The following is a 25926-nucleotide window of genomic DNA, read 5'->3' on the forward strand; positions in this document are numbered from 1 at the left end:
AAAGTTTATGATTTAATGCAAAAAAATCCCTCTCATTGCTGAAAGGGATTCATGATTTATTTTAAAACTTTAATTACATATAAGCTTCTATCGGCTCACAAGTACATACTAAGTTTCTGTCTCCGTACGCTTCATCAACTCTTGAAACAGAAGCAAAGAATTTATGATCTCTCACCCACTCCAATGGATAAGCTGCTTTCTCTCTGCTGTATGGCTTATCCCAAGAATCTGAGATAACAACCTGCTCTGTATGAGGAGCATTTTTCAATACGTTGTTTGTTGCATCAGCTTCACCGTTGGCGATTTCGTCGATTTCTTGTTTAATGGAAATCAGAGCTTCTGCAAAACGGTCGATTTCTGCTTTGCTTTCAGATTCTGTTGGCTCAATCATCAATGTTCCTGCCACAGGGAAAGAAACCGTCGGCGCATGGAATCCGTAGTCCATTAATCTTTTTGCTACGTCAGCCACTTCAATTCCTAATGATTTGAACTGTCTGAAATCTACGATACATTCGTGCGCTACCTTTCCGTTTTCGTTTGAATATAAAATAGGGAAATGCTCAGCTAAGATTTCTTTTAAATAGTTAGCATTTAAGATAGCGTGTTCAGTTGCTTTTTTCAATCCTGAAGTTCCCAGCATTTTAATGTAAGCATAAGAAATATTCAGGATCAATCCAGAACCATAAGGCGCTGCAGAGATACCTTCGATAGAATCCTTAGATCCAATTTTAATATTGGCGTTTGAAGGTAAGAATGGAACCAAATGTTTAGCCACACAGATCGGACCAACACCAGGACCTCCACCTCCGTGAGGAATCGCGAACGTTTTGTGAAGATTTAGGTGACAAACATCTGCCCCGATATTTCCAGGACTTGTATATCCCACCTGAGCGTTCATATTGGCACCGTCCATATAAACCTGCCCGCCATGTTCGTGGATTAAAGCTGTAATTTCTTTAATATTGGCATCGAAGAATCCGTAAGTTGACGGATAAGTGATCATCACGCAAGAAAGATTTTCAGAATGCTGTTCTGTTTTAGCTTTAAGATCTTCGAAGTCGATTTCTCCGTTTTCAAGGTTTTTCACGACAACGATCTTCATTCCGGCCATCGCTGCAGAAGCAGGGTTTGTTCCGTGCGCAGACTGAGGAATCAAAACAACGTTTCTGTGACCTTCACCTCTTGAAATATGATATTCTCTGATCACCATTAATCCAGCATATTCTCCTTGAGCTCCTGAGTTCGGCTGAAGAGAAGTTCCTGCAAAACCAGTGATTTCTGCTAAATCTTTCTCAAGCTCGCGAATCATTTCCTGATAACCTTCTGCCTGATTTACCGGTACAAATGGGTGAATAGCTCCCCAATTCTCCCATGAAAGAGGAAGCATTTGAGTAGCTGCATTCAGCTTCATTGTACAAGAACCCAAAGAAATCATCGAATGCGTTAATGATAAATCTTTTCTTTCAAGACGCTTGATGTAACGCATCAATTCTGTTTCCGTATGGTATTTGTTGAATACTTCTTCCGTAAGAATTTCGTCTTTTCTTAAGTTTTCTTCCGGGATGCTGTATCCTTCTTTAATTTCTAATTTGAAAGTCTGCTTATCTTTAAACTGAGCGAAAGAAGCCATTAAATAATTCAGTTTATCTAATGTTGTACTTTCGTTGATAGCAATACTTACCACCCCTTCTGTGAAATAGTTCAGGTTCAGTTTATGATCAAGCATCATTCTCATCAATCTTCCTTTTTCATCTTCATTAAGATTGATTTTTACCGTGTCAAAGATTGGTTCTTCTACGATGTCATATCCTAAAGCTTTTAATCCGCCTTTCAACGCATTTGCTTTAAAGTGAATCTGATCAGCAATATAATTTAATCCTTTTGGTCCGTGGTAAACGGCGTACATTCCTGCCATTACAGCCAAAAGAACCTGAGCCGTACAGATGTTGGAAGTTGCTCTTTCTCTTTTAATGTGCTGTTCTCTGGTCTGCAAAGCCATTCTTAAAGCACGCTTTCCGTAAGCATCCTGGGAAACCCCAATGATTCTTCCCGGAATATCTCTCTTATAATCTTCCTTACAAGAGAAAAATGCTGCGTGAGGACCACCATATCCTAATGGAATACCGAATCTCTGCGTTGTACCTACGGCACAGTCAGCACCCATGGATGCAGGAGATTTTAATTTAACCAAAGCCATCGGATCGCAGGCAACAACCACCTGAAGATCTAATTTTTTATAGTCAACAATATTTTCTGTATAATCTAAAACGATTCCGTTTTTACCCGGATACTGCAATAAAACGCCGAAGTAAGAACCATCAAATTCATGTGAAATATGATCTCCTTCTACGATTTCAATTTCAAGACCTTCAGCTTTCGTTTTTAACACAGAAACGGTCTGAGGCAAAACAAGATCGGAAACGAAGAATTTATTGGCTCCTGCTTTTTTCTGATCTTTTGTTCTGTTGTTGAAGAACATGTGCATTGCTTCAGCAGCCGCTGTAGATTCATCCAATAAAGAAGCATTGGCTAAAGCAAAACCTGTAAGATCGCATACAACAGTCTGGAAATTAAGAAGAGCCTCAAGTCTTCCCTGCGCTATTTCCGCCTGGTAAGGCGTGTAAGCGGTGTACCAGCTCGGATTTTCAAAGATATTTCTCTGAATAGCCGACGGCAACAAGGTATTGTGATATCCAAAACCGATGTAGCTTGTATAATCAGTATTCTTTGCTGCCAGCTCTTTCGAATGGTTCAGCATTTCGTATTCTGAAAGCGATTCTGAGATTTCAAGATCTTTTTCTAAGCGGATAGAAGAAGGAATGGTTTGAGAGATGAGCTCTTCAACACTTGAAACGCCAATTTTTTCTAGCATTGCCTGTTTATCGGCTTCATTCATGGAAATGTGGCGGCTCACAAACTGTTCTGTATTCATTTTTATTTATTAGATTTTGTTTGTAAAAAAGATTCGTAAAATTACGGATTTTTAGAAAATTGTACAAGTAAATTGAAATCGCACCAAAATCCACTAATCAACGCTATCTTGTTCATAATTAATGGATTTTTATTATCATTTTAGATATAAAAACAGGTAAAATTGTGTTTTAAGATAAATTATTATAATATCATTATTTTTAAAATTCTTCAAAAATCAACTTAAATAAGTCTCCTGAGCGATCAATTTTGTAAAATATACTTTTAATGAAAAACGTGGTTTATCCTACTATTATTTTTTGAATTCTAATTATTTAACATTCAAACTCATGAAATTCATGAACTTTTACTATCTGTATTTATTCTAAATTAATATATTTGCAACATGAATATGATCATCCCTTTCAAAGTTCCGCCCTTGGCGCCTGCTTTTTCAATGAATACAGAAGAAATCTATTGTGGTGAAAAGAAATCCTGCTGTAAGAAGTTCAAGAAAGGAAAAAGATGTAAAAAATGCCCGGGAAGAAAAAAAATAGCTTGATTGTAAGCTTGAAGAGGGAAGCTGGAGGCTGGAAGCTTTTCAGGTTGCATTAAATTATTTAAACAGAAATTTAATGAATTTAATGGACAAAGCTTTTAATAAGAAAATAAACGGCCACGATCAGCAACATAATTCCCACTATAAGTCTCGCTATTTTCGGCTGTCCATGCGGATTTGCAACGGTTCTCGGTTGCGATTTGAATAATTCTTCTGCTTTATCTTTGAATTTTTCCGTATTGTTTTCAAAAACTTCTGTAATGGTAATCCCCTGAACTGCTGTTTTATGCAACAAAGAATTCGTCGCATGCAGCAAAATCTGAAATTTCCCGTCCTTGAATTCTGTTATTTTGAAAATTCTCTCTCCATACGGTTTTTCTAACCCGAAAGGTAAAACTTTCACCACATCAGCATTTTGCGTCTGCCAATTGATGATGATCTCCTCTCCTTTTTTTGCATGGATCTTGTTTGCCGTAAAAGTCTTTATCGAAGGCGGAACATTGTATCTGAAGCTTTTCTGATGACTTTCAAGATTCTGATCGTAAGAATATCTTCTGCTTTTATCGCTCAATGTTTCATAAGCCTCCTGAATTTCCCGGAAACGGTCGGCAAAGAAATCATCATTTTCGTTTTTATCAGGATGATATTTTAAGGATAGTTTTCTGTACGCTTTTTTGATGTCTTCTTCCGAAGCATCATGAGAAATCCCGAGAAAATAATAGTAATCTTTCATTGAACTGTACAAAAATAAGGATTTTGTGATTGTGAGCAAAACGAGGGATTTTTTTAACGCGAAGTCCGCGAAGATTTTTTGAAATGTTGAGAATATTTTTTTCGTTCGCTAAGGCGTTTCACTCAGCAAAGACAGAGCGTATTATATGCATTATGAGTCAAAAATTTTGCCCTAAGTTTGTCATGCTGGAAGCATCTCAACAAAACAATGTATTTTAACGCAGCGGACGCGAAGATTTTGTAATGATTGAGAATATTTTTTGTTCGCAAAGGCGTTTCACTCAGCAAAGGCTAAGCGCATTAGTTACTTATGCGTAAAAATTTTGCCCTAAGTTTGTCATGCTGGAAGCATCTCAGCAAAGCAATGCATTTTACGCAGAGTCCGTGAAAATTTTTAATATGTTTGAGAATATTTTTTGTTCGAAAGGTACTTCGACAAGCTCGGTATAAACTATCACTCAGCAAAGATTGAATGCATTAAATGATACTTTTACTATTGAATGAACGACTGCAACCCTAGCCCAGATTGGAGCATTTGTCTGAGCTCATTTTTCCATAATTTCGGTTCGGCGGCTTCGCCGCCGAACCGAAATTATGGAAAATAGCGAGTGCGGAAAGCTGGAAATAGCTCCTTAAATTCATCAGAATTGGAAAATGTAGTTTTGAGATTGCATCTTCGCTTCGCTCATCGCAATGACTTATAAAAAATTCCGGTTCGGGAAGCAAAGCTTCCCGAACCGGAATTAACAATTTCAATTTAGTTACTTTCTATTATGCTTCTGCAATATTCTCTTTTCTGAAATCTCTTCTGTGACATCTCGAAGCGAATTCTTTTTTAAATTTTCCTTTCAACTCCTGATATTGTTCATCGTTCATTTCTCTGATTTTATCAGCCAGTCCGAAAGGTGATTTTTCCTTGATTCCGTATTCTTCGAAAATACCTTTTACAAATCTTTTTCTTTCAATTGCTTTTTTAGCGATCATGACAATTCCGGCCACGGCAAGTGCTCCAAGAGCTCCTTTTAATACTGAATTTTTCATTTTTCAAAATTTTAAATTTTACTACTTTTTTATATAGACGAATAACTTTTTAATTTTACTTTACTACTTCTAAAATGTTTGTTATTCGTTTGTTTTTCTGTTTCTGTTGAAAAAACTGTTTTCGCATCTGCTTTTCCAAACTTCTTTAAATTTCTCTCTTTCTTCCGGAGAAAGGTGCATCATTTTTTCTCTCATTTTTCTTTCTTTGAAGTCTTTCATTCCTTTTCCGAAATGGAATCCTCCAAAAAGGATTTTACATAATATCAGAATTCCCATGGCCTGCCAGTAAGAAATGGATTTTACACCTAAAATTTCCGGCAAAAGGCAGTTCCAAAGGGCCATCACAATCCATGTGATTCCTAAAATAATTAACGGCGGACAGAGTATTAAAAAAATCCAGCCTTTTTTATGTTTATGATTCATATCTTTCTTTTTTACTAACTATTTAGATCTTCGTATAATTTTCTCAACCTGTTTCTTAAATGCTTCACCGCATAATTTTTACGGCTGATAATGGTCTTTATATTTTCACCGTGTTCATCGGCAATTTCCTGAAGCGTTTTGTTATTGAGTTCATTTTCGACATAGACAAGCCTTTGTTTTTCAGGCAATTCTTCCAGTGCTTCAAATAACTTTTTCCAGATTTCATCCTGAAACATTTTCACTTCAGGACCTGCACTTTCGTCCATCAACAGGATATCTTTTATGGAAAAATCTCCGTCTTCATCTTCATAGACAAAATCTTCCAGGTTTTCGATTTTCTTTTTGCGGTATTTGTCGGTGATTTTATTGGCCGTTACTCTGTACAGCCATCCGCCTACATTCACAATCTCCGAGAGGTTGGTAAGGCTGCTGAACTGATACCACACTTCCTGCAGAATATCTTCCGCATCTTCCGTATTTTTCACTTTGGGGCGAATGTATGACATCAACTTTCCTCCGTACTTTGAAACGGTTTGCGAGATGATATTTTCCTTCTCCTTCTGTGGCATTGTTATTTTTTCGACAATCTCCATATTGCTATGACGATTGAAATTTCTGTTTTACTTTAATAAATTTAAAATATTTTTCGGGAAATCAGGATTTTCTTTTATTAATCGTGTTTTTCAGATGTAATTTATGTTTGCAAATCTGGTGTATTTTTTTATAAGCTGTTTCCCGCTATCCACTATATCTTTTTTGTTTCTTACAAAACAAAAAAGGATGCCGTTTCTATCGGGGCTAAGATAGACCCCTGTAATAAGAAATTTCAGACATAAAACAACGTGAGCTCGAAGTAGAAATCGGATTAATAGGCTGGAAGAGGGAGGCTGGAGGCTTGAATTTTTTTGTCAACATTACTTTCAAAGGTCTTAATGAGCAAATCGTTTCTTTTTATATAAATTGGAATCTATAAATTAAATACGGTCGAATTCACGTTAAACTAAAAAACGGAAAACCAGACTGACTTTCCGTTGGATTAATTATAAAAATTAGTTGGATTTACTGATTGAAATTTTTAGCAAAGAAGCCCATCATCGTTTTGTAAAATTCTATTCTGTTCGGTTCTTTCCCAAATCCATGCCCTTCGTCATATTTTACCATATAAGGAACTTCAAAACCTTTTGCTCTTAGCGCTTTTACGATCTGATCAGATTCGTTGATATTTACTCTCGGATCATTTGCTCCCTGAACCACAAATAAAGGCTTTTTAATTTTATCAATCTGGAAAACAGGCGAAACTTCTTTGGCAATTTTGGCTTCCTCAGGATTGTCCAGATCATACCAGATTTGTTTTACCATTTCTTTATACGGCTTCCAGTATTCCGGGAAGGAATCGAAAAAGGTGAAAATATTGGACACCCCGACATAATCTACCCCGCAGGAATAAAGATCCGGCGTTTTGATCAGCCCCATCAAAGTAGCGTAGCCTCCGTGGCTTCCACCGTAGATAGCCACTTTATTTTTGTCGATCCAGCCTTGCTCGATGGCGTATTTTACGCCGTCTTCCACATCATCCATCGCTTTTCTACCAATTTGCTTATAACCCGATTTCTGGAATTCTTTACCATAACCTCCGGAAATTCTGAAATTCACCTGTAAAGTGGCATAACCTCTGCTTGCAAACAACTGCGATTCCGGGTTGAAGCCCCAGTCATCACGGATTCCCTGTGGCCCGCCGTGAGGATTTACGATTAAAGGAACTTTTTTGCCCTGCAATGCTTCTTTAGGCAAAGTGATATATCCTCGGATGGTAAGTCCGTCCCTGCTTTTGAACTCTATAGGACGCATCTCAGCCATATCTTCTTCCTTAAGCTGTGGCATAAGATCAAAGAGAAGTTTGGTCGTTTTGGATTTGGTATCGTATTCATAATACTTTCCGTACAGTTTATCACTGTCTACCACCACGAGAAGCTTGTCTTCTTTATCATCCGAAGAAACAACATAGAATTGTTTGTCGCCGAATTCTGAAGCCAGTTTATCATGGACTTCTTTATAAAATTTGCTTATAGGAATCGTTTCATTTTTGATCCCGTTGTAGCTGATGTAATCCAGTTCGTAATTCCTGTTTTTCCCTGCGAGACTAATGGAGCTCACATCATATGTCGGATTGGAATATACTTCTTTAATGACCGCATCTTTTTTTAAATCATACAGAACAATTCTTGATTTGTCACCGTCAAGATTGGTTACAACATAGGCTTCATTCTTATTTTTTGAATTTTCATTAAAGCTGATAATGTAAAAGCTGTCTTTCCAGTCGGTAGATTTCAGAAGGTTGAACTTTCCGGATTCCAGATCTTTATAATAGAGTTTTGAAGTCAGTCCGTTTTCAAGAACAACATATCCGCGCAGGTTTCCATCTTTATCAAATATATAATCATCAATCGGACTGTTGACATCCTTGTTTTCGTACAGCTGAGTAGTCTCTCCCGTATTAAAGTTGATTTTATAGGGTTCAAAAATCTGCTTGTTATTTTTGTTCATCGTTACCACAACAAACGGAGTATCTTTGATAATCCTTACGCTTCCTAACGTAATGCCTTCAAAAGGGGTGAGATCCTTCAGATTTTTACCATCTACATCCGCGGCGTACAAATGTGTATTTTCATTGCCTCCGCGATCCTGTGTATAATACAGTCTTTTTTTATCCAGCCATCCGTAACTTCTGATCAGATCGTCCTTTTCTTCCAGCGCTTTGGTGATTACTCCCGTTTTAAGGTTTTTTACATAGACATGGTTTTTACTGTCTTTGTCTTTTTCCTTATAAGAAAGATACTGCCCGTCCGGGGAAATTTTGAATTGCGAAGCTTTTGGTCTTGCAAAGTAATCCTCCACTTTATATTTGAAGTTTCCTTTATCGTAAGAAATTAATTGGTCGAAGGTTGCTTTTGTGGAAACCAGCGTCGGATCTCCCGGCAATTTGGTGGTGTTGGTCTGTGCATTCATCATTACAGCGGATATTACAATTTGTGTTATCCCGAAAATTTTAGCATTAATATTCATATTTCATGGTTTGGATTAAATGTCTATAGAATAAGACGCTTTAGTCATAAGAATTGTTACATTCAAGAGCACAATGGTATAAATAAAAAATGGAAAGCTAAACTTTCCACTATTAATTCAAATAGATCCCGAAGTACCAGGTCCAGGCAATTAAAATAATCTGCATCGGGATTCTTTCTCTATAAAGATAATCCATTCCCGGGCCGGTAAGATCTGCTTTAAAAATGTTGATCTTTTTCTTTGATGAATTGATGTTGGCAATAAAAACCAAAACATAGAAAATAATCAGCAGACTTGCTGTTAATTCACGAATTGAAGGCATCATCAAACCAATTCCTGCCGCGATTTCTATAATTCCGGTAGCGTATACCCAAAACATTTTTCCGGGAATAAACTCGGGAATCATCATCGCCATTCCTTTCTGAAATTTAAAATGCGAAAGACCGGTGAATATGATGAAAACAGCCATTCCGAGGTTTCCGGAAAATACTAAATTCCAGTCGCCCTGGATAATTTTTGTTGCCAGTAATCCTACAATAAAGCCGGCGAAAAGAATTGTTAATAATTTCATGTTTGTTTTTATTATGATGTCGGAAATTACGCAAATTGATCAATTGTTTTCACAAATAATCAGACATAATATATTTGCGTCATAGCTTTCAGAGCTTCCTAGCGTGTTTAATTTAACCACAGATTTGCACAGATTTGCACAGATTAAGATGACAAAAACATCTACTCAATCCGCTAAATCTGCGATCGAAAAAAATCCCGCAGATTGTGCTGATCACGCAGATGAAGATGAAGATGAAAATAAAATCTAAGTTCAATTTCTACACCTTTCCTTCAGCAAGATTTTTAATGACTTCTAATCCCTGTGTAAAGCCTGTATTGATGTGGTCCTGCCATTCTTTCTCTGTCTGCACCTCAACATGCAGCTTGGTTTTTCCACCGAAATCGATTAGAATATATTTTTCAAAACAGCCGCTCCACTGTTTTACCTGCATGCTTTCAGTATCTTCATTTCCTTCTTTGTCCACCATTCCCAAGTGCTTGAATATAATCTGATCAGGTTCCTCCATACTATCAATGGTAGAGACCATTCCTTCTCCTTCGGCATTTACAAAATATGTTTTCCCTCCCACTTTCCAGTCGGATTTCATGACAGATCCCGGACTGAAAAACTGTGTCCATTCGCTGTAGGTATTTTCATTCCACAAAACGTCCCAAACTTTTTGTTTGGGAGCATTAATGATCATTTCGTACGATAAAGTTTCCATTGTTAAATTGCTTTAAAGTTGATTTTCAGAAAGATGTTTTACGTTTGTCAGAGCATTCGGAAATTTTTCTTCAAAGAACGACCTGAACTCTTCTGATGTATTAATTTCTACATGCAAATGGGTGATATTTTCATTTTCAGTAAGCACATATTTCTCTGTAGCATCGCCCCAGTCGCGAGGTGTCTCAATTCCTTCATAAATCTCTCCTAAATGGAGAAATGTTATTTCTTCATTAGGAATAAGTGTTTTAATCTCACTGTACATTCCGTTATTCTTGGCATCAAGAAATTTTATAATGCTTCCTTCTTCTAAATTTCCCTGATAGAAAGATCCTTCCGTAAAAGCTGAAGTCCACTGTCTGAAAGAAAAATCGTCCCAGAGGACACTCCAAACCTTTATTGCTTCTGCATTGATCTCTATATCAAAATTTAATTTTTCCATAATTTATATAAAACTAGCTGTTAATCTGTGTAAAATATTATCCGCCTACAAAGTCTCCTCCATTGATATGTATAATTTCTCCGGTAATAAAACTGGAATCCTGCGACGCCAAAAAAACATACGCCGGAGCCACTTCAGAAGGCTGTCCTGCTCTTTTCATCGGATTATCTTTTCCGAAATCTGAAACATCATCAAAGGTTTCTTTCACCAAAGGCGTCCAGATCGGGCCCGGAGCTACTCCATTAACCAAAATATTCTTTTCAGCGATGTTCGTGGCCAGAGAGCGTATAAATGTAGCAATGGCTCCTTTTGTGGATGAATAATCGATCAAATGATCACTGCCGCGATAAGCTGTAACAGAGGTTGTACATATAATACGGGAACCGCTGTCCATCAATTGCAAAGCATCCCTGGTGAAGGAGATCATCGAGATGATATTGGTATTAAAAGTCTCCTGAATCTGTTCATCGGAAATATTTTCAATATCATCTTTTGGGAATTGTATTCCTGCGTTATTAACCAAGATATCCAGGGATTTCCATTCTTTTTTGATCCGCTGAAGGCATTTTTTCCGGAAATCTTTCTTTGAGATATCTCCTTTCAGTAAAAGACATTTCTGACCTTCTTTTTCTACCAGTCGTTGGGTTTCTTTAGCATCGTCATCACTTTCTTCGTAAATGATGGCAACCTCAGCACCTTCACGGGCGTAATGTACCGCCACTGCCTGACCTATACCGCTGTCACCTCCTGAGATCAATGCCTTTTTACCTGAAAGCTTTTCACTGCCTTTGTAATTTTCACGAATAATTTCGGGATACAGTCCTTCCTGAGGAACTTTAGATTTAGAATCTGACTTGTTCTGTGTTTTCATAAGCAAATCTTTTTCTCTAATTATCATCAAACAGCAAGCCGAAGCTGAAAAAATATGGTAATCCGATAAAAGGACGAATTATATTTAAAAAACTTTTAACACCTATTAAGAATTGTAAGCTTTTTCCAGATCTTTTATGACAATTTTCTGCATCCTCATCATCGCCTGAACAACTTTCTGTGCTTTCATTGGATCGGGATCGCTCATCAGCTGGATTAATCTTTTAGGAACAATCTGCCAGCTGAATCCGAACTGATCTTTCAGCCAGCCGCACATGCTTTCTCTCCCTCCATTGGAAGTTAAAGTATTCCAATAATGATCGGTCTGTTCCTGATCATCGGTCATAACAACCATCGATATGGCTTCATTAAAATCAAACTGGTGGTCATAAGAATTATCCATGCAGAAGAAACTGTAGTTATCAATAACAAAATGTGCGTGCTGGATGTGGTCAGGATCTTCTGTGGCAGGATGTCCTTCGCTTCCGTCTCCGTATTTCAGGATATTCCCGATCCTGGAATTCGGGAAGGTGTTGGTATATAATTTCATTGCCTGCATTGCTTTTCCGTTGTTCTCATGAATAAACATGAGCGTGGGAATAATTTTCTGTCCTGTCTGGTTTTCTCCCAGAAATATCTGCCACGTGACATCATATTTGTCCTTAAGCCAACCGTATTTTTTGCTCCAGGAATAAGAATCCAACGGCATTAGAGCCATTCCGCCGTCCATGAGTTCATTCCAGTATTTATCGACTTCATCTTCCGTTTCGCAAATGACCATAAAAGAAACGGAAGCGTTTTTTTTGAATTGAGGTCCGCCATTCAGCAGCATCATTTTCTGTCCGAAAAGTTCTATATTCATCACAACAGGGGTATCTGCCGTGATTTTTCCGTTAAATACTTTACAGTAAAATTCTGCAGATTCTTTAGCATTTTCATCATACCAGAAGCATGGAAAAATATTGTTGTTCATTGTTTTAAATTTAAATGATAATAATTATAGTTCTAATTGTTGTGCATTTCTTTTAACGCAATGGCGCAAAGAATTTTTTTTAAATCATCATGTTGATTTCCGGGCGCAAAGGCTGAACTCCGTTCGTAAACCTACGGTTTATATTCAGCAAAAGATAGCGTTCTTAATAGTAAATTATGCATTTAATTTAACGCAAAGGCGCAAGGATTTTATTTGATGTTTAAGCCGCTTATTTTTTGTTCGCAAAGGCGTTTCACTCAGCAAATGATAGATGCTTTGATATTGAATTACGCATTTTGGCTAACAGCAAGCTAACTTTCATTATTTTTAAAATAAATACCGTTTTCCATCATGTAAACTTTCAGCTTCTGCATTGTACTTTTATTGAAGCCGCACATCTGCTTGATTTCCTCTTCAGAGTAATCTGACAGCTTTTCCAGGGAATCAATTTTTTCTTTTTCAAGAGCTCTTCTGGCCGGCAGAGGAATGATACCCTGCAGAAAGCTTCCTTTCGCAGCATGACTCACCGCACAAACGGAATAGAGACATTTTGCCATTATTACCAGATTGATCATGACGGAAAGATGTTATTTAATGGTTCTCGACATATTTATGGAAATTATTGAGAATCGCGTACCAGCCATCCCGTTGCATTTCCACAGGATTTTGCTTTTCAGGATCGAAAATCTCTGTCACTTTTGTGGTGTTTTCGTCTATTTTCTCAAAGATGACCTGCACTTTTCTATGGTCTTCCGTATGATACGTGATATTTCTTTCGGGAATTATTTCATCATAAATTCCAACAAAATCAAATCCGAAACTGCCGTCTTTCGCCTGCATTCTCGTTTTAAATTTACCGCCTGGCTTTAAATCTACTTCAGCAGACGGGCATTCCCAGGTATCACTGGCAAAATTCCATTGGGTAATATGTTCGGGACCGTTGAAATAGTCCCACACCTTTTGAACGGGTGCCAATATTGTAATATCAATGCTGATAGGTTCCATATAAATGTTATTTGGTGTTACAAAAGGACAGCGTTCTGCCATCTTTTACTTCTTAAAGATAAACTATTTTGTGTATTCTTCATTATAATTCACCATCCAATGGATACCATATTTATCCTGAAAACTTCCGAAATAATCGCCCCAAAACTGATCTTCGATCGGCATTTCTATATTTCCACCTTCAGAAAGTCCCTTAAAAAGCCGGTCTGCTTCCTCTCTGGAATCCGGAAAAATGGAAACATAATTATTATTTCCCACCGTAAGGGTCTGCCCAAAACTCGGAACGATATCGGAAGCCATCAGAAGATCGTTGCCAATAGGGAGCGCTATATGCATTACCCTGTTTTTCTCATCTTCCGATAAGTTTTCGGTGCCGGGAGCATTTCCCATTCTGTAGATTTCCCCGACAAACTCGCCGCCGAAAACAGATTTGTAAAAATTGAAAGCTTCTTCCGCTTTTCCGTCAAAATTTAAATAAGAATTTAATTTAGCCATGATTTTTATTTTTAATTATTATTGTATGATCCAAGATTTTATTTAATATGTAGAAGGTTGCCTGTCAACTTACCCACCATCGTACGGTCAACACCTCGACTATCGTGCGGTATCGACACCCACACTCGAGCGAAGGACACCATGACACTCGGGCGGAGGACACACCACCTTTCGGGCGAGTGATGAGGTCACTTACGGGCGACGTCGTCGGCACCTTATTCATTATTGTTTATTACTTAAAAACTTTTCAACTTCAGTTACGGTGAAATCAATTGATTTTCCGTCTATATTCCCTCCAAGATCTGCCATCATATAAGATCCGTGAGTTGCTGGAATAATCATTAACTGTGAATCTTTTACCAGACGCCACATTTCGACTGTATGTTCTGGTTTTATAATATCCTTGTCACCTGAAATAAATAAAGTCGGTGACTGTATGCTTTTCAAGACCTCTTCACTCCAGTCTTCGAAAACCTGCATTCTTTTGCTGTCTTTATCAAACATATTTTCAAAGGCTGCAACGTCTGGATTTAAGCTTAAAAAATTATTCTTCAAAGCTTCCGGCATTGAATCAAGACTAGCTTCTTTCATACTTTCAAAGAATCCGTCTATCATTCCGCTTTTTTTGTAGAACGCTGAAGCGACGACGAGTTTTTCTACCATTCCGGGATAAAGATGCGCCACCTGCATGACGGTATTCCCGCCATTACTGAATCCCCAGAATGAAGCTTTTTTGATATTAATTTCTTCCAACAAAACAGCAATATCGTGAGCATCCTGTTCAAATGTTTCCGGAATATCGCGATGGCCGGATAATCCGTGATTCTGTAAGTCGATCCCGATTAACTGAAATTTATTTTCCAGCCTTTCAATTACTTCTTTATAATCGAATAGAATGGAACCGCCTCCGCCATGAATCAGTACCAAAGGTTTTCCGGAACCATAAATTTCATAATACATTTCGATTCCGTTACTGTATTTGTGTCCTTTTTCAATCGGATCCATATCAGTATTTCAGATCTTTATCAAAATTGTATTTCATTCCTTCATAGCCGAGTATTCTGCGCATTAATCCGATTTGTCCGCACAGGTAATCTTCGCGGCCAATGCACATTCCGACAAAGTTCAGAACAGTTTCCGGAAAGAAATCGATGTTCATTCCCATCGGAAAAGCTTTGTCTAAATCTTCATCCGATACTTGTAAAAGTTTATGATAAACAAGTGGTGAAATCTTGTGGAACGCATCTTTCAGCTGTTGTAAAGAGGGATATTTAAAATTTTCATTCAACGCTTTTCCCTGAAAGAAAAAATCTTTGAATTCGAATTCTTCCTTAAGTCCGAGAATATAGCTTAAAGCATATCGCATATCGAGAAAATTTCCGGCCATCCAGATGATATGATTGGTTCTGCCTTCAATTCTTTTTAAAGCATCTTCCTCTGAAATTCCATCAAGAACCATCAGGAAATTTTGGCTGTGACTACGAAATGCAGGAATAATAATGTCCAGCTTATTTGATGTTGGTGTGTCCATAATTTTTAGAAGTTAAGTTGAATTTAAAATTATGAAGGGATCTGAGAAGGATCTGCAAAGATGACATTCCAGCCATGACCATTGATATCCCAGAAGGAATTCTGATACATCCATCCGTGATCCTGAGGCTCTTCGTGCTGTGTCGCCCCGTTGGCTACCGCGGCGTTTACTACCTCGTCGACTTCTTCGCGGCTGTTTAAACCGATAGCCACCAAAACCTGCGTTGTATCGCCTTTCGGGACCGGCCTTTCAGAAAAGGTTTCGAAAAATTCTTCAGTGAGAAACATGACAGAAATATTGTCGCTCAGGATAATGCAAACTGCTCTTTCATCAGAAATCTGCTCATTGATGGAAAATCCCAGATTCGTCCAGAACTCTTTTGTCTTCTGAATATCTTTTACCGGAAGGTTGACGTAGATTTGATTGACTTTCATTTTTGTAATTTTTAATGTTAAGCTGTTAACCAAAATTACCGAGTTACAATGAAAGTCAACTTGCCATAAGGCAAGATTTAAATTTTCCTGGGATGCGAGACAAGCTCTTTACGGATGCGGCTTAATGAAGTATCTGTGACCCCGAGATAGGAGGCGATCTGCTTCAGGGGTGCAAATTGAATGACGTAAGGTTTCTGCTCCAAAAGATTAAGATAACGTTTGGTAGCAGAAAGGGTAAACATTTCTACTGAACGCTGTTTTCCGATAAAAAGCTGCTGAGACATCCATGCCCTTCCCCATTCCCTGAGATTCGGGATCTTGTGAAAAAGTTCCTGGAAAGTGTCGAAATCCATCTTCCAGCATTCGCAGTCGGTAATGCAGACAATATTTTCCTGTGAAGGAATTCGCTGAAACAGGGATGACACTTCAATGATGATTTCATTGTCTACGAAAAAATTGGTGGTCACCTCATTTCCGTTAAAGTCATTGACAAATGACCGGGCAAGACCTTTTTCAAGAATATAATATTCATTGGCCGTTTTTTCTTCTTTGAGAATAAAATCACCTTTATGAAAAGTAATCTTCTCATGAGCATTAAAAATTTCCTGAAGCTCTTCAGGTAAGAAAAACGGGAATTCATAGCAAATTTCCAGGGCTTTACTGATCATCAGACAATGTTTTTATTGGTTTTAAAAATAGAATTTTTATGGGAACTGGTGAAGAGAATTTTTATATTTTGTTGAAACAGTTATAGAGCTCCTTTTAATAATGGTATTTTAATGAGATCTTTTGGCAGGCTCAGGATGACACCGCTCATACTAACCGAAGATTGGAACTTTTTTTCAACTGGTTTAATATAACAACGATGGAAAATAATTTATAATTTAGCGTTATGAAACAGACATTTAGATTTAATTCACTTTCAGAATTTCATGCGTTCTGTAACCTTCCCAACCCGGAACATCCCTTGATCAGCCTTATTGATTACAGCAAGGTAAAGTATCCTGTCAATGACACAGAGCTCAAGTGGATCCAGAATTTCTATTCGGTCGGACTGAAACGGAATGTCAATGCCAAATTCAATTATGGCCAGCAGGAATATGATTTTGATTCCGGTGTTTTATGCTTTGTTTCGCCGCTTCAGTTTCTGAGCCTTGAAATGAAACCTGATGTGGAAGTGGAACCGACGGGGTATCTGTTGCTCATTCACCCGGATTTTCTTTGGGGAACTTCACTGATCAAGAAAATAAAGTCGTACGAATTTTTCAGCTACCAGATCAATGAAGCGCTTTTTCTCTCGGATAAGGAAGAGAAAATTATCGTTGATCTTTTTAAAAATATTGAAAAAGAGTACCAGAATAATACGGATAAATTCACTCAGGAACTGATTGTTGCCCAGCTCGAGCTTTTCCTGATTTACGCTGAGCGTTTTTATGAGCGGCAGTTCTTCACCCGCAAAAAATCCAGCCACGAATTGCTGGAGAAGTTTGAGGATGTTCTTTCACAGCACTTCAATAACGGAAACCTGCTGGAAAAAGGGATTCCTTCCGTAAAATCCATCGCCGAGCAACTGAATATTTCACCCAATTATCTAAGCAGTCTACTTCGCATTCACACGCAACAAAACACGCAGCAGCACATTCAGAATAAGCTGATCGATCTCGCAAAAGAACGTCTGAGTACAACCAATCTTTCGGTGAGTGAAATTGCTTATGAGCTTGGTTTTGAGCATCCGCAGTCTTTCAGTAAGTTGTTTAAGCAGAAGGTGAAGCAGTCGCCGGGGGAGTTTAGGAGGGCGTTTAATTGAGATATGTAAGCATCTTATTTAAAGCTTTAATAATTAATTTGTACTTTTGATTTAAATATATCAGTCATGGATATTCAAACGAGAAAATTAAACCTCATCACTTATCTTGCTCAATTGCAGGACGAGAGATTTTTTAATGAAATTGAAGAATATATCTTATCTAAAGTGGAAAAGGAAGATCATACCAGACCTTTTTCAATTGAAGAACTAAATAAGCGAATTGATCAATCATTAGAAGATTCTAAAAATGACAGAATTATTGAGTCTAATGACTTACTTTCAGAAATAAAGCAATGGCAATAAAAATATTCTGGACAAATTTTGCAAAGAAACAGCTTAGAAATATTTTTGACTATTATAAACTAAAAGCCAACATGAAAGTTGCAAACAAGCTTATTGTTGGAATTGTAAATAAAGCAAATACTCTTGATTTTCAAAAAGAAATAGGACAAAAAGAAGAGTTGCTCTTAACCAGAAAAGAAAACTTCAGATATTTGGTTTATAAAAATTATAAAATCATTTATTGGTTTAATCAAGGAAAAAACCGAATTGAAATTACTGATGTTTTTGACGCAAGACAAAATCCTATTAAAATAGAAGAAAGACAATAGACAACAAAAAAAGAGAAGCTAAAAAACTTCTCTTTTTCTATATCCTTTATCCAAACTTCTTCTTCCTCAACCAGAAGAACAATCCTCCTAAAAGTCCGATAATGGCTAATGGCAGCAGCAAATTGAACCATTGCCAGTTGCTTTTCTCTTCGGTAATTCTTTGACGGTCGAGAAGTCTTTCTTCGATGTTTCGGTTTCTAAGCTCCATCAGATTGCTGTCGTCCAGAAGATAATCGAGTGCGTTTCTCAGGAACTGTTCGTTACCAAACTGTTCGTTGGTTAGCATATCTACCCCTAAAGGAAGCGGCTCACCTTTCAGCACTTTGTTTCTTCCTACGTCTCCGTCGGCGATCACGATCATTTTATTTTCAGGACTTGAAGTTTTAAAATTCGGGTACGATTTTCTTTCAATTCTTGAGGCATACGCAGAATTAAATTTCCCTTCCAAAGCCACGGCATAAATTTTCGGAGTGCTTGGCTTTTCCATCTGTCCAAGACTGTCGACACTGGAAATCTCCTTTAGATCAACATAATTCGGAACCTGCTTCAGCAACGTTCTATCACTCGATTCAAAAAGGACATTGGTTTTAATATTTTTTCTTCCGCCCAACGTATCAATGGAAGTTGGGAATTCAAATTTCACCGGATTGATATTTTTGGTAATCGGATTGTTGTTTTCAGCAATTCCTAATGGAAAATATGGCCACGGAAGGCTGGTGTACTGAGGATTTCCGCTTACTTCTCCGGTAACTAATCTCAACAAGGCAAATTTCTTTACATCCTTTACCAGAGCCGGATTGATCCTGATTCCATAATTGAAGAAAAAATCAGTCATATTGATATCTACAGGGAAAGGCATTACTTTCTGCGACCTCATCAGCGTATCCATTTCTGCGTTTACGGCGTCGATCATCCACAATGTTTTTCCGCCATTCATGATGTATTGGTCAAGAATCACTTTCTCTCCGTCAGTGAAGGCTTTTCTTGGTTTGGCGATCACCAAAGCACTCATCTGCTTCAGCATCGGCACATCAGCCAGGCTAAGTTCAGTCTGATTTTTAGGAATAATAGGTCCGGCATCATAACTTTCGGTTGCCAGCTGCATAAATCCCTCAAATTCTCTTGGATTCAATTCATCCTGATTGACCAGAATTCCGATTTTCTTTCTTTTGCTTGCCGCAATATTTTTAATGTTTGAAACAAGATTGTATTCTAAATTTTCAATTGATTTCGTTAACTGCTGATCGGCATCAATTCCTGTCTGCTGTACCACCAAAGGAATCGAAACTCCTCTTTTATCGTACTTCACCACGGCGTAAGGAAACAGATAAATCTGCGAAACTTTTCCATCTTTGATATCCGGAAGCACGGAAGGCTGCATTCCCATCGCCATCAATGTATCTTTAGACATTTTGGTTTTGATAGGGTCGATGAATTTAAAATCAATCTTTGGATTTATTTTCCTGAATTCCTCGAGCATGAATTTCGTTTCGCTCTGAAGCTGCTTGAAGCTTGCAGGGAAATCACCTTCCAGATAAACGTCTACGGTTAAAGGTTTATGGACAGATTCCAAAACTTTAACTGTATTTTCAGAAAGGGTATATCTTTTTTCTTTGGTTAAATCCAATCTGATTCCTGAAATGGCAAGAATGATGACCAAAGGCAATATGATAAAAAGTAAAATTCCTAACGGAGACTTAATTGATATCTTCTTCATAATTCTACTTTTTTTTATTTATAAAATGATTAGACAAAACTAATGTAACTCCTATAATCAAAACAAAATAGGCAACATCTTTAAAATCGATAAGCCCTCTTGTAAAGCCTAAAAAATGCTGATAAAAACCTATATTCTGCAGGATGAAATCTGCACCTCCCAACAGTTTATAGCTTGCCAGCTGCTCAATTCCGAAATACATGATGAAACACATGAAAACGCCCAACAGATAAGCCATAATCTGGTTTTGTGAAAGCGAGGAAGCTAAAATTCCCACCCCTGAAAATGCTGCAATTAAAATAATTAATCCGATGTAACTTCCGAAGGTCATTCCCAGATCAATATTTCCTTCAGGCACTCCTAAAACATAGACGGTATAGAGATAAATTAATGACGGAATTAAACATAATATCCCGACAATCCATACCGAAAGGAATTTCCCAAATACCAGATCCGAAACTTTCAAAGGTTGGGAAAACAGCCAGTTCAACGTTCCCGTCTGCTGCTCTTCCGCAAAAGTCTTCATAGAAAGCGCCGGAATAATGAACATCAACAGCCAGGGCACCAAAACGAAATAGCTCTGTAAAGAAGCCATCCCGATCTCAAAAATATTGGAATCGTTGTCGAAAAAAAACAGAAACAGCGTCGCGATCAGACTGAAAGCCGCAATGATCACCCATGCGCTCCAGTTTCCGAAGTAACTCCAAAGTTCTTTTTTTAAAATTGCAATCATAGTTTTATTTAGGGTTTAAATAATAGGTGTTAGGAATTAGGTGTGGAAAAATTCACAACTGATCATTCACAATTCACCATTATCTCATTTTTTCTTTTTTTTATTAACCAATTTCACGGTCATCATAATCAGAAATACCAGAACGAAAAATCCGGAAATTAATTGCCACCAGTATTCAATGACCTGGGATTTCAAAATTACGGTGAATACCACGAGGAACAGGATAAACGTTGCGATTTCGTTCGCCTGCCTTAATTTGATATTGGCCGTTTCAAGTGTATTTCCGTTTAATTCTTTTAACTTTAAAACTTTCTTCCAGCACCAGTAATGGTAAATCGCTAATCCTACCAAGAAAGTTAATTTTAAATGAAACCAAGGAGTTTTCATTAATCCCATGTTCAGGAAAATCATGATTAATCCGCAAATCGTCATGATTACACCGGCAGGAACGGTAATGATATTCCAAAGTCTTCTTGCCATGAAAGTATATTGCTCCCTTAATATTTTCTTTTTATCCTCGGGAAATTCGTCGGTATCTTTATAGTACACAAAAATTCTTACCAGATAAAAAATCCCTGCAAAATAACTTACCATGAAGATAATATGAAGCGCTTTTATTATGGTGTAAAGCATTTGAAAAATTTGTTTGCAAAGATAAGTTATTTCACAAAAAAAGAAGGTTTATTATAAAAAAATGACGATGAAATAAGATAATTAAAGGGATACTAAAAATGAAGAAGTTTCGGGCTTCTAAAATTTAAAAATAAACTTTACATCTGCATTCACTAAAAACCGCAACCCGCTCTGTTCTCTATCCATATCCGGCAGAAAAGGTAATACATCGATCGGCTCATAAGAAAGTGTTTTTCCTTCAACATGTTGATATGAAATGTTTCTGTGTGCAATTCCCAATCCTACTTTAGGCATAAAACCAAACCAAGACGAACGACGGCCTAATAAGATGCTATAGTTGATGCTTAATCCTTTCCTGATTCGCTTAAAATCAGCTGATGTATAATTATAATATTGTCCGGTAGTGTCATAATATCCGTCATTCACTCTTTGTGAACTATGATTCAGGTAAGAAAATTCCGCAGAAATAAAATGTTTTAGCCTGGATTTGGGATTCAGGCTATAATACAGCTCGGGCTTTACTTCAAAGACTTTGAAATCTCCTTCAAATCCGAGATTGTAGGGAGTCATGCCTTTCTGTCCGTAGGCTACTTCTGCCCCGATCCACCATCTTTTGTTCAGCTTATGCAGGTATCCGATGTTCCACCGTTGATCACGCAGCGGAGCTAAACCACTTATGGTAATGATTGAGTGATCCCTTTCCTGCTTTTGTCCGTATGATGGTGACGATTGCAGGTGATCCTGTTGCTGTTCGTTTTTCGGTTGTTCCTGGGCAGTAATCCGTATGGCCAAAACCAATGTGGTACAAAGTAAAATTTGTAGTTTCATGAATATTTTAACAGTTTTAGATTGCTAAAATAATCATTTAACCATATCGCAAGAATATTTTTTCGTAATCAAATTTAATGGTCCTTGGAAATACTGTCCGTTTTCTGTCCCTGATTATAAATCTTTATATAAAGAAGTTTTCCCGTATCATTATAATATTCCCACGGTCCGTAATAAAACCAATGACGTTCATTTTCAGAAATATCTATTTTAGACTGGCCTTTTTCCATAATTTTTCCATTCGGAAAATATCTTTTGGTTCTCGTAATTCCTTTTCGGATAACATCTTTCTGATATTTTCGACCATTTAAATTCATTTTCCATACGCCCACTTTTTCTCCCATTCTATATTTTCCGGTAGCGTGCAATATTCCTTCATCAGCGGAATATTCTTCTTTCCATTTGCCGTCTCTCTTGCTCACTTTCTTTTCATCTTTAACATACTGATTGATCTTTGTTTTGCAGGAAACCAACACTAAAAAGATCAGTAAAAAGGATAATTTTTGCATAAAAAAACAGAATTTCTGTAAAGATAAGAAATCCTGTTTTAAATTCTACAAATGTAGAGCTTGTTTTTAAGAAATTACATTTAATTCTTTTCCTACTTTTTCAAATGCTGCAATGGCTTTATCTAAATGTTCTCTTGTATGCGCTGCAGAAAGCTGTACTCTGATTCTTGCTTTTCCTTTCGGTACAACCGGATAAAAGAAACCGATCACGTATATTCCTTCATCCATTAATTTTTCTGCCATTTTCTGAGCTAAAGGCGCATCATAAAGCATTACCGGAACAATCGCAGCATCACCATCAGGAATATCAAAACCTTTAGCTTTCATTTCCGTTCTGAAATATTCTGCATTTTCCATGACTTTATCTCGAAGAGAAGTATCTTCAGAGATCATATCCAAAACTTTCAAAGCTGCCCCAACAATTCCAGGTGCCAAAGAATTTGAAAATAAATAAGGTCTTGAACGCTGTCTCAACATATCGATGATCTCTTTTTTCCCGGAAGTAAATCCTCCTAAAGCACCACCCAACGCCTTTCCAAGCGTAGAAGTAATAATATCAACTCTGCCCATCACTTCATTGGCTTCATGCGTTCCCCGGCCCGTTTTTCCGATGAAACCGGTTGCGTGAGAATCGTCAACCATTACCAGCGCATCATATTTATCCGCCAGATCGCAAACACCTTTCAGGTCTGCAACAATTCCGTCCATAGAGAATACACCATCCGTTACAATGATTTTGAAACGGTGATTTTTTTCAGAAGCTGCAATTAACTGCGCTTCCAGATCTTCCATATTGTTATTTTTATAGCGGTATCTTGCTGCCTTACAAAGACGTACTCCGTCGATGATTGAAGCATGGTTCAGTTCATCAGAGATAATGGCGTCCTCTTCCGTAAATAACGGTTCGAAAACACCACCATTGGCATCGAAACAGGCAGCATACAAGATTGTATCTTCAAGACCTAAAAAGTCAGCAATTTTCTGTTCCAATTGCTTGTGAATATCCTGAGTTCCGCAAATAAAACGAACTGAAGACATACCGTATCCGTGGGATTCTATCATATCCTGAGAAGCTTTCATCACTTCCGGATTGTTAGATAATCCCAGATAATTGTTGGCACAGAAGTTCAGCAACTTTTTTCCATTTGCTTCTATTTCTGCGCTTTGCTGAGAAGTAATAATTCTTTCTCTTTTGTAAAGGCCGTCGTTTTCAATATTTTGCAGTTCGTTCTGTAGATTTTCAAGATACTTTTTAGAGATCATTTCTAATTATTTTTAAGATTCGCTAATTTAATAAAAAAAGCCGTTTCGCAATGATGAAACGGCTTTCTTATTTAAAACGTACTATTTTTATTTTTTTAAAAACTTCACATTTTTATCATTAATTTTAAAAATATATGCTCCGGGAACAAGTTCGGAAATATTAATAGGTTTCTCAGGCTGATAAATTCCTTTTCTCACCAACTTTCCATCTGTAAAATAAATTGTGAAATCTGTCGGCTTATCTAATCCTTTGATATTGATTTCATTTTTGGCAGGATTCGGGTACAAAGCAAATTCTTCTTTATTAAAATCAGTCGTTCCCAATGTATTATCCTGAGTAACTGTAGAACTTTTTTCAACGATCTGATAATCGTAATTAAACTCAACACTTGCTACCGGAAAACTTACGGTTTGGGTAAAATACTGATTGTTCGAAGTATTATTTAATGCAAAATAAGCAACCTGACCTGCAGTTCCGTTTACTTTTATCGGTAAAGGCAATTCAAAAAAACTTACCGTTGGACTGCTTTGAGTCTGAGAAGCTTTAAAAGTCAATGTATTTCCGGTCTGTTTCCAGCGAATATTATAGGTCGGATATCCCTGTCCATAAATCCAGTCGTTGAAAAACCCTGTAAAATCCTGTCCTGTAGAAGTCAATAAAGAAGCATTAAAATCCTGGGTTCTCACATAATTATATGCCAGCGCAGGCCTTGAGTGATATTCTTTAATAGCCTGATAAAAAGCGGTATCTCCTAAAATCCACTTCAGCATTCGCAATACATATGCTCCTTTTGAGTAAGAAAGTCTTCCACTAAATATGATCCCGACATTTTCTAAGTTGGCATCATCTACATATACACTTCCGCCTGGTGAACTGGTAATGAAATCTTTCTGCCCTAAAAGATAATTTCTGAACTCACTATTCGTCATTAAAAGTTTTTCATTGGCAACATGTTCTCCGAAAGTAGCAAAACCTTCATTGAGCCAGATATCATTCCATGCACCGCAGGTTACTTTATCACCAAACCACTGATGAGCAAGTTCGTGTGCGATTAGTCCCCTACCCCAGGAACCCAATGATGACATCGTCTGGTGCTCCATTCCACCACCGGCCTGAAATTCCATATGACCGTATTTTTCATTCCGGAAAGGATAAGGTCCAAAATAAGTTTCGAAGGTATCCATCACTGTTTTTGTCCAGTTGATATTACTCATACTGGTTGTATTCGAAGCGGTTGAAGGAAAGACATAATTCACAAAAGGAAAAGGTGGATTTCCCATGGTATCGTTCAGCTTTACAAAATTGGTTACTGAAAGAGCAATGAGATATGCAGCCGTGGGATATTGTGTTCTCCAGAATGTACGTTTCTGTCCGTTACCAAGCATTGTTTCAGACATTAGCTTTCCGTTAGAAGCCACATTATACTGAGATGGTGTCGTAACTTTTATATCAAATTTTTCAATTTTATCATTTAAACTTTGCTTGGTCGGAAACCAGTCCTGCGCTCCATAAGGTTCGCTCAACGTTGATAAAACAGCTGTTCCGCTTTGGGTTCCATTAAAAAATGCATTATTTGCTGAAGTAGGCTGCCCTGAATAATTGATGGTAAGAGAATCTAAGACATTAGCAGGAATAGCAGATGCAAAATCAATCTTAACTTCTTTGGTACTCAGCTGCTGAAAATTAAGATTATTACCATGATAAACGACCTGCGAAACCGTCATCTCATCATCCAAATCGAAATAGATGCTGTTCATGCTCTGAGTAGGCTTAAAATGTGAAGTTACAGATCCGGAAATATTGTAAACAGCAGGATCTATGGAAACATCCATCCTCTGATATTGCAGATCGTAGTTAAGCGTGTTCGGGTTGGTATTTCCGACGGCCATTTTATTAGCAAAAGACTTCATTTCTTTTGCGATCAAACCTTTTCTTTCAATATTGTTTTGAGCATACGCATGATGTGCAGCAAACAAGCTCAATAACAAAAAATAATTTTTTTTCATATGTTACAGAAATTGTATCAAAGATATAAAAAAACCTTTCAATCATTGATCAAAAGGTTTCTAT

Annotated in this window: 29 protein-coding genes; 3 read left to right on the forward strand and 26 right to left on the reverse strand. The window is 37.4% G+C overall.

The features are described from left to right. Positions 1–73: 73 nt before the first annotated feature. The 19 genes from gcvP to BMW64_RS19605 all read right to left on the reverse strand — a co-directional run bounded on the left by gcvP (position 74) and on the right by BMW64_RS19605 (position 16422). A complete protein-coding gene (gene gcvP, locus BMW64_RS19515; RefSeq protein WP_090002234.1) occupies positions 74–2932 on the reverse strand; it encodes an aminomethyl-transferring glycine dehydrogenase in 2859 nt (952 codons plus the stop codon). Positions 2933–3551: 619 nt separating this feature from the next. After that, the gene (locus tag BMW64_RS19520; RefSeq protein WP_090002236.1) at positions 3552–4202 is read right to left on the reverse strand and encodes a J domain-containing protein; all 651 of its coding nucleotides are present in this window, start codon (positions 4200–4202) and stop codon (positions 3552–3554) included. A gap of 515 nt (positions 4203–4717) precedes the next feature. Then, a complete protein-coding gene (locus tag BMW64_RS19525; RefSeq protein ID WP_090002238.1) occupies positions 4718–4957 on the reverse strand; it encodes a hypothetical protein in 240 nt (79 codons plus the stop codon). Between the two features lie 15 nt (positions 4958–4972). Next, entirely contained in the window at positions 4973–5242 is a 270-nt protein-coding gene (locus tag BMW64_RS19530; RefSeq protein ID WP_090002240.1) for a hypothetical protein, read from the reverse strand. An 81-nt stretch (positions 5243–5323) separates the two neighbouring features. Beyond that, complete coding sequence (locus BMW64_RS19535; protein ID WP_090002241.1) at positions 5324–5665, reverse strand: hypothetical protein; 342 nt, start codon at positions 5663–5665, stop codon at positions 5324–5326. Between the two features lie 14 nt (positions 5666–5679). Further along, on the reverse strand, positions 5680–6234 hold the full coding sequence (locus BMW64_RS19540) for an RNA polymerase sigma factor (RefSeq protein WP_228400978.1): 555 nt from the start codon (positions 6232–6234) through the stop codon (positions 5680–5682). Positions 6235–6724: 490 nt separating this feature from the next. Next, complete coding sequence (locus tag BMW64_RS19545; RefSeq protein ID WP_090002244.1) at positions 6725–8728, reverse strand: S9 family peptidase; 2004 nt, start codon at positions 8726–8728, stop codon at positions 6725–6727. A 112-nt stretch (positions 8729–8840) separates the two neighbouring features. Further along, complete coding sequence (locus BMW64_RS19550; RefSeq protein ID WP_090002246.1) at positions 8841–9299, reverse strand: DoxX family protein; 459 nt, start codon at positions 9297–9299, stop codon at positions 8841–8843. Between the two features lie 259 nt (positions 9300–9558). After that, on the reverse strand, positions 9559–10005 hold the full coding sequence (locus BMW64_RS19555; protein ID WP_090002248.1) for an SRPBCC family protein: 447 nt from the start codon (positions 10003–10005) through the stop codon (positions 9559–9561). A gap of 12 nt (positions 10006–10017) precedes the next feature. Then, on the reverse strand, positions 10018–10446 hold the full coding sequence (locus tag BMW64_RS19560) for an SRPBCC family protein (RefSeq protein WP_090002250.1): 429 nt from the start codon (positions 10444–10446) through the stop codon (positions 10018–10020). A 37-nt stretch (positions 10447–10483) separates the two neighbouring features. After that, complete coding sequence (locus BMW64_RS19565) at positions 10484–11317, reverse strand: SDR family oxidoreductase (RefSeq protein ID WP_090002296.1); 834 nt, start codon at positions 11315–11317, stop codon at positions 10484–10486. Between the two features lie 105 nt (positions 11318–11422). After that, the gene (locus BMW64_RS19570; protein ID WP_090002252.1) at positions 11423–12289 is read right to left on the reverse strand and encodes a VOC family protein; all 867 of its coding nucleotides are present in this window, start codon (positions 12287–12289) and stop codon (positions 11423–11425) included. 311 nt (positions 12290–12600) lie between these two features. Continuing rightward, positions 12601–12846 (reverse strand): helix-hairpin-helix domain-containing protein, encoded by a 246-nt coding sequence (locus BMW64_RS19575; RefSeq protein ID WP_228400979.1) that lies wholly within the window; start codon positions 12844–12846, stop codon positions 12601–12603. A 34-nt stretch (positions 12847–12880) separates the two neighbouring features. Beyond that, entirely contained in the window at positions 12881–13294 is a 414-nt protein-coding gene (locus BMW64_RS19580) for an SRPBCC family protein (protein WP_090002256.1), read from the reverse strand. A 63-nt stretch (positions 13295–13357) separates the two neighbouring features. Next, positions 13358–13789, reverse strand: coding sequence for a VOC family protein (locus tag BMW64_RS19585; RefSeq protein WP_090002259.1), 432 nt, complete (start codon positions 13787–13789; stop codon positions 13358–13360). A gap of 222 nt (positions 13790–14011) precedes the next feature. Then, on the reverse strand, positions 14012–14794 hold the full coding sequence (locus BMW64_RS19590) for an alpha/beta fold hydrolase (protein WP_090002261.1): 783 nt from the start codon (positions 14792–14794) through the stop codon (positions 14012–14014). 1 nt (position 14795) lies between these two features. Then, entirely contained in the window at positions 14796–15320 is a 525-nt protein-coding gene (locus BMW64_RS19595; protein WP_090002263.1) for a hypothetical protein, read from the reverse strand. Between the two features lie 29 nt (positions 15321–15349). Continuing rightward, positions 15350–15754 carry a VOC family protein gene (locus tag BMW64_RS19600; protein ID WP_090002265.1) on the reverse strand — a complete coding sequence of 135 codons (405 nt, stop codon included), beginning with the start codon at positions 15752–15754 and terminating at the stop codon, positions 15350–15352. 77 nt (positions 15755–15831) lie between these two features. Further along, a complete protein-coding gene (locus BMW64_RS19605) occupies positions 15832–16422 on the reverse strand; it encodes a Crp/Fnr family transcriptional regulator (protein ID WP_090002266.1) in 591 nt (196 codons plus the stop codon). 224 nt (positions 16423–16646) lie between these two features. On the opposite strand from BMW64_RS19605, the gene BMW64_RS19610 reads away from it, so the two are divergent. From BMW64_RS19610 to BMW64_RS19620, 3 genes are all read left to right on the forward strand, one after another. After that, positions 16647–17561 carry a helix-turn-helix domain-containing protein gene (locus BMW64_RS19610; RefSeq protein ID WP_090002268.1) on the forward strand — a complete coding sequence of 305 codons (915 nt, stop codon included), beginning with the start codon at positions 16647–16649 and terminating at the stop codon, positions 17559–17561. A 66-nt stretch (positions 17562–17627) separates the two neighbouring features. Then, positions 17628–17864, forward strand: coding sequence for a hypothetical protein (locus BMW64_RS19615; protein ID WP_090002270.1), 237 nt, complete (start codon positions 17628–17630; stop codon positions 17862–17864). Beyond that, on the forward strand, positions 17855–18172 hold the full coding sequence (locus BMW64_RS19620; protein ID WP_090002272.1) for a type II toxin-antitoxin system RelE/ParE family toxin: 318 nt from the start codon (positions 17855–17857) through the stop codon (positions 18170–18172). Before BMW64_RS19615 ends, BMW64_RS19620 begins: the two co-directional genes overlap by 10 nt. A 46-nt stretch (positions 18173–18218) precedes the next feature. Here BMW64_RS19620 and gldG read toward each other — a convergent pair whose 3' ends face one another. The 7 genes from gldG to BMW64_RS19655 all read right to left on the reverse strand — a co-directional run bounded on the left by gldG (position 18219) and on the right by BMW64_RS19655 (position 25862). Beyond that, a complete protein-coding gene (gene gldG, locus BMW64_RS19625; RefSeq protein ID WP_090002274.1) occupies positions 18219–19889 on the reverse strand; it encodes a gliding motility-associated ABC transporter substrate-binding protein GldG in 1671 nt (556 codons plus the stop codon). A gap of 4 nt (positions 19890–19893) precedes the next feature. After that, the gene (locus BMW64_RS19630; protein WP_090002276.1) at positions 19894–20622 is read right to left on the reverse strand and encodes an ABC transporter permease; all 729 of its coding nucleotides are present in this window, start codon (positions 20620–20622) and stop codon (positions 19894–19896) included. 84 nt (positions 20623–20706) lie between these two features. Then, positions 20707–21255 carry a CopD family protein gene (locus BMW64_RS19635; protein ID WP_090002278.1) on the reverse strand — a complete coding sequence of 183 codons (549 nt, stop codon included), beginning with the start codon at positions 21253–21255 and terminating at the stop codon, positions 20707–20709. 117 nt (positions 21256–21372) lie between these two features. Continuing rightward, positions 21373–22083 carry a hypothetical protein gene (locus BMW64_RS19640; protein ID WP_143052742.1) on the reverse strand — a complete coding sequence of 237 codons (711 nt, stop codon included), beginning with the start codon at positions 22081–22083 and terminating at the stop codon, positions 21373–21375. A gap of 74 nt (positions 22084–22157) precedes the next feature. Beyond that, positions 22158–22592, reverse strand: a complete 435-nt coding sequence (locus BMW64_RS19645) for a toxin-antitoxin system YwqK family antitoxin (RefSeq protein ID WP_090002282.1) — start codon at positions 22590–22592, stop codon at positions 22158–22160. Positions 22593–22658: 66 nt separating this feature from the next. Then, complete coding sequence (gene kbl, locus BMW64_RS19650) at positions 22659–23855, reverse strand: glycine C-acetyltransferase (protein ID WP_090002284.1); 1197 nt, start codon at positions 23853–23855, stop codon at positions 22659–22661. 87 nt (positions 23856–23942) lie between these two features. After that, the gene (locus BMW64_RS19655; RefSeq protein WP_090002286.1) at positions 23943–25862 is read right to left on the reverse strand and encodes a M1 family metallopeptidase; all 1920 of its coding nucleotides are present in this window, start codon (positions 25860–25862) and stop codon (positions 23943–23945) included. Positions 25863–25926: the final 64 nt, after the last annotated feature.

Source organism: Chryseobacterium taichungense (assembly GCF_900109935.1).
Taxonomy (GTDB): Bacteria; Bacteroidota; Bacteroidia; order Flavobacteriales; family Weeksellaceae; genus Chryseobacterium; species Chryseobacterium taichungense.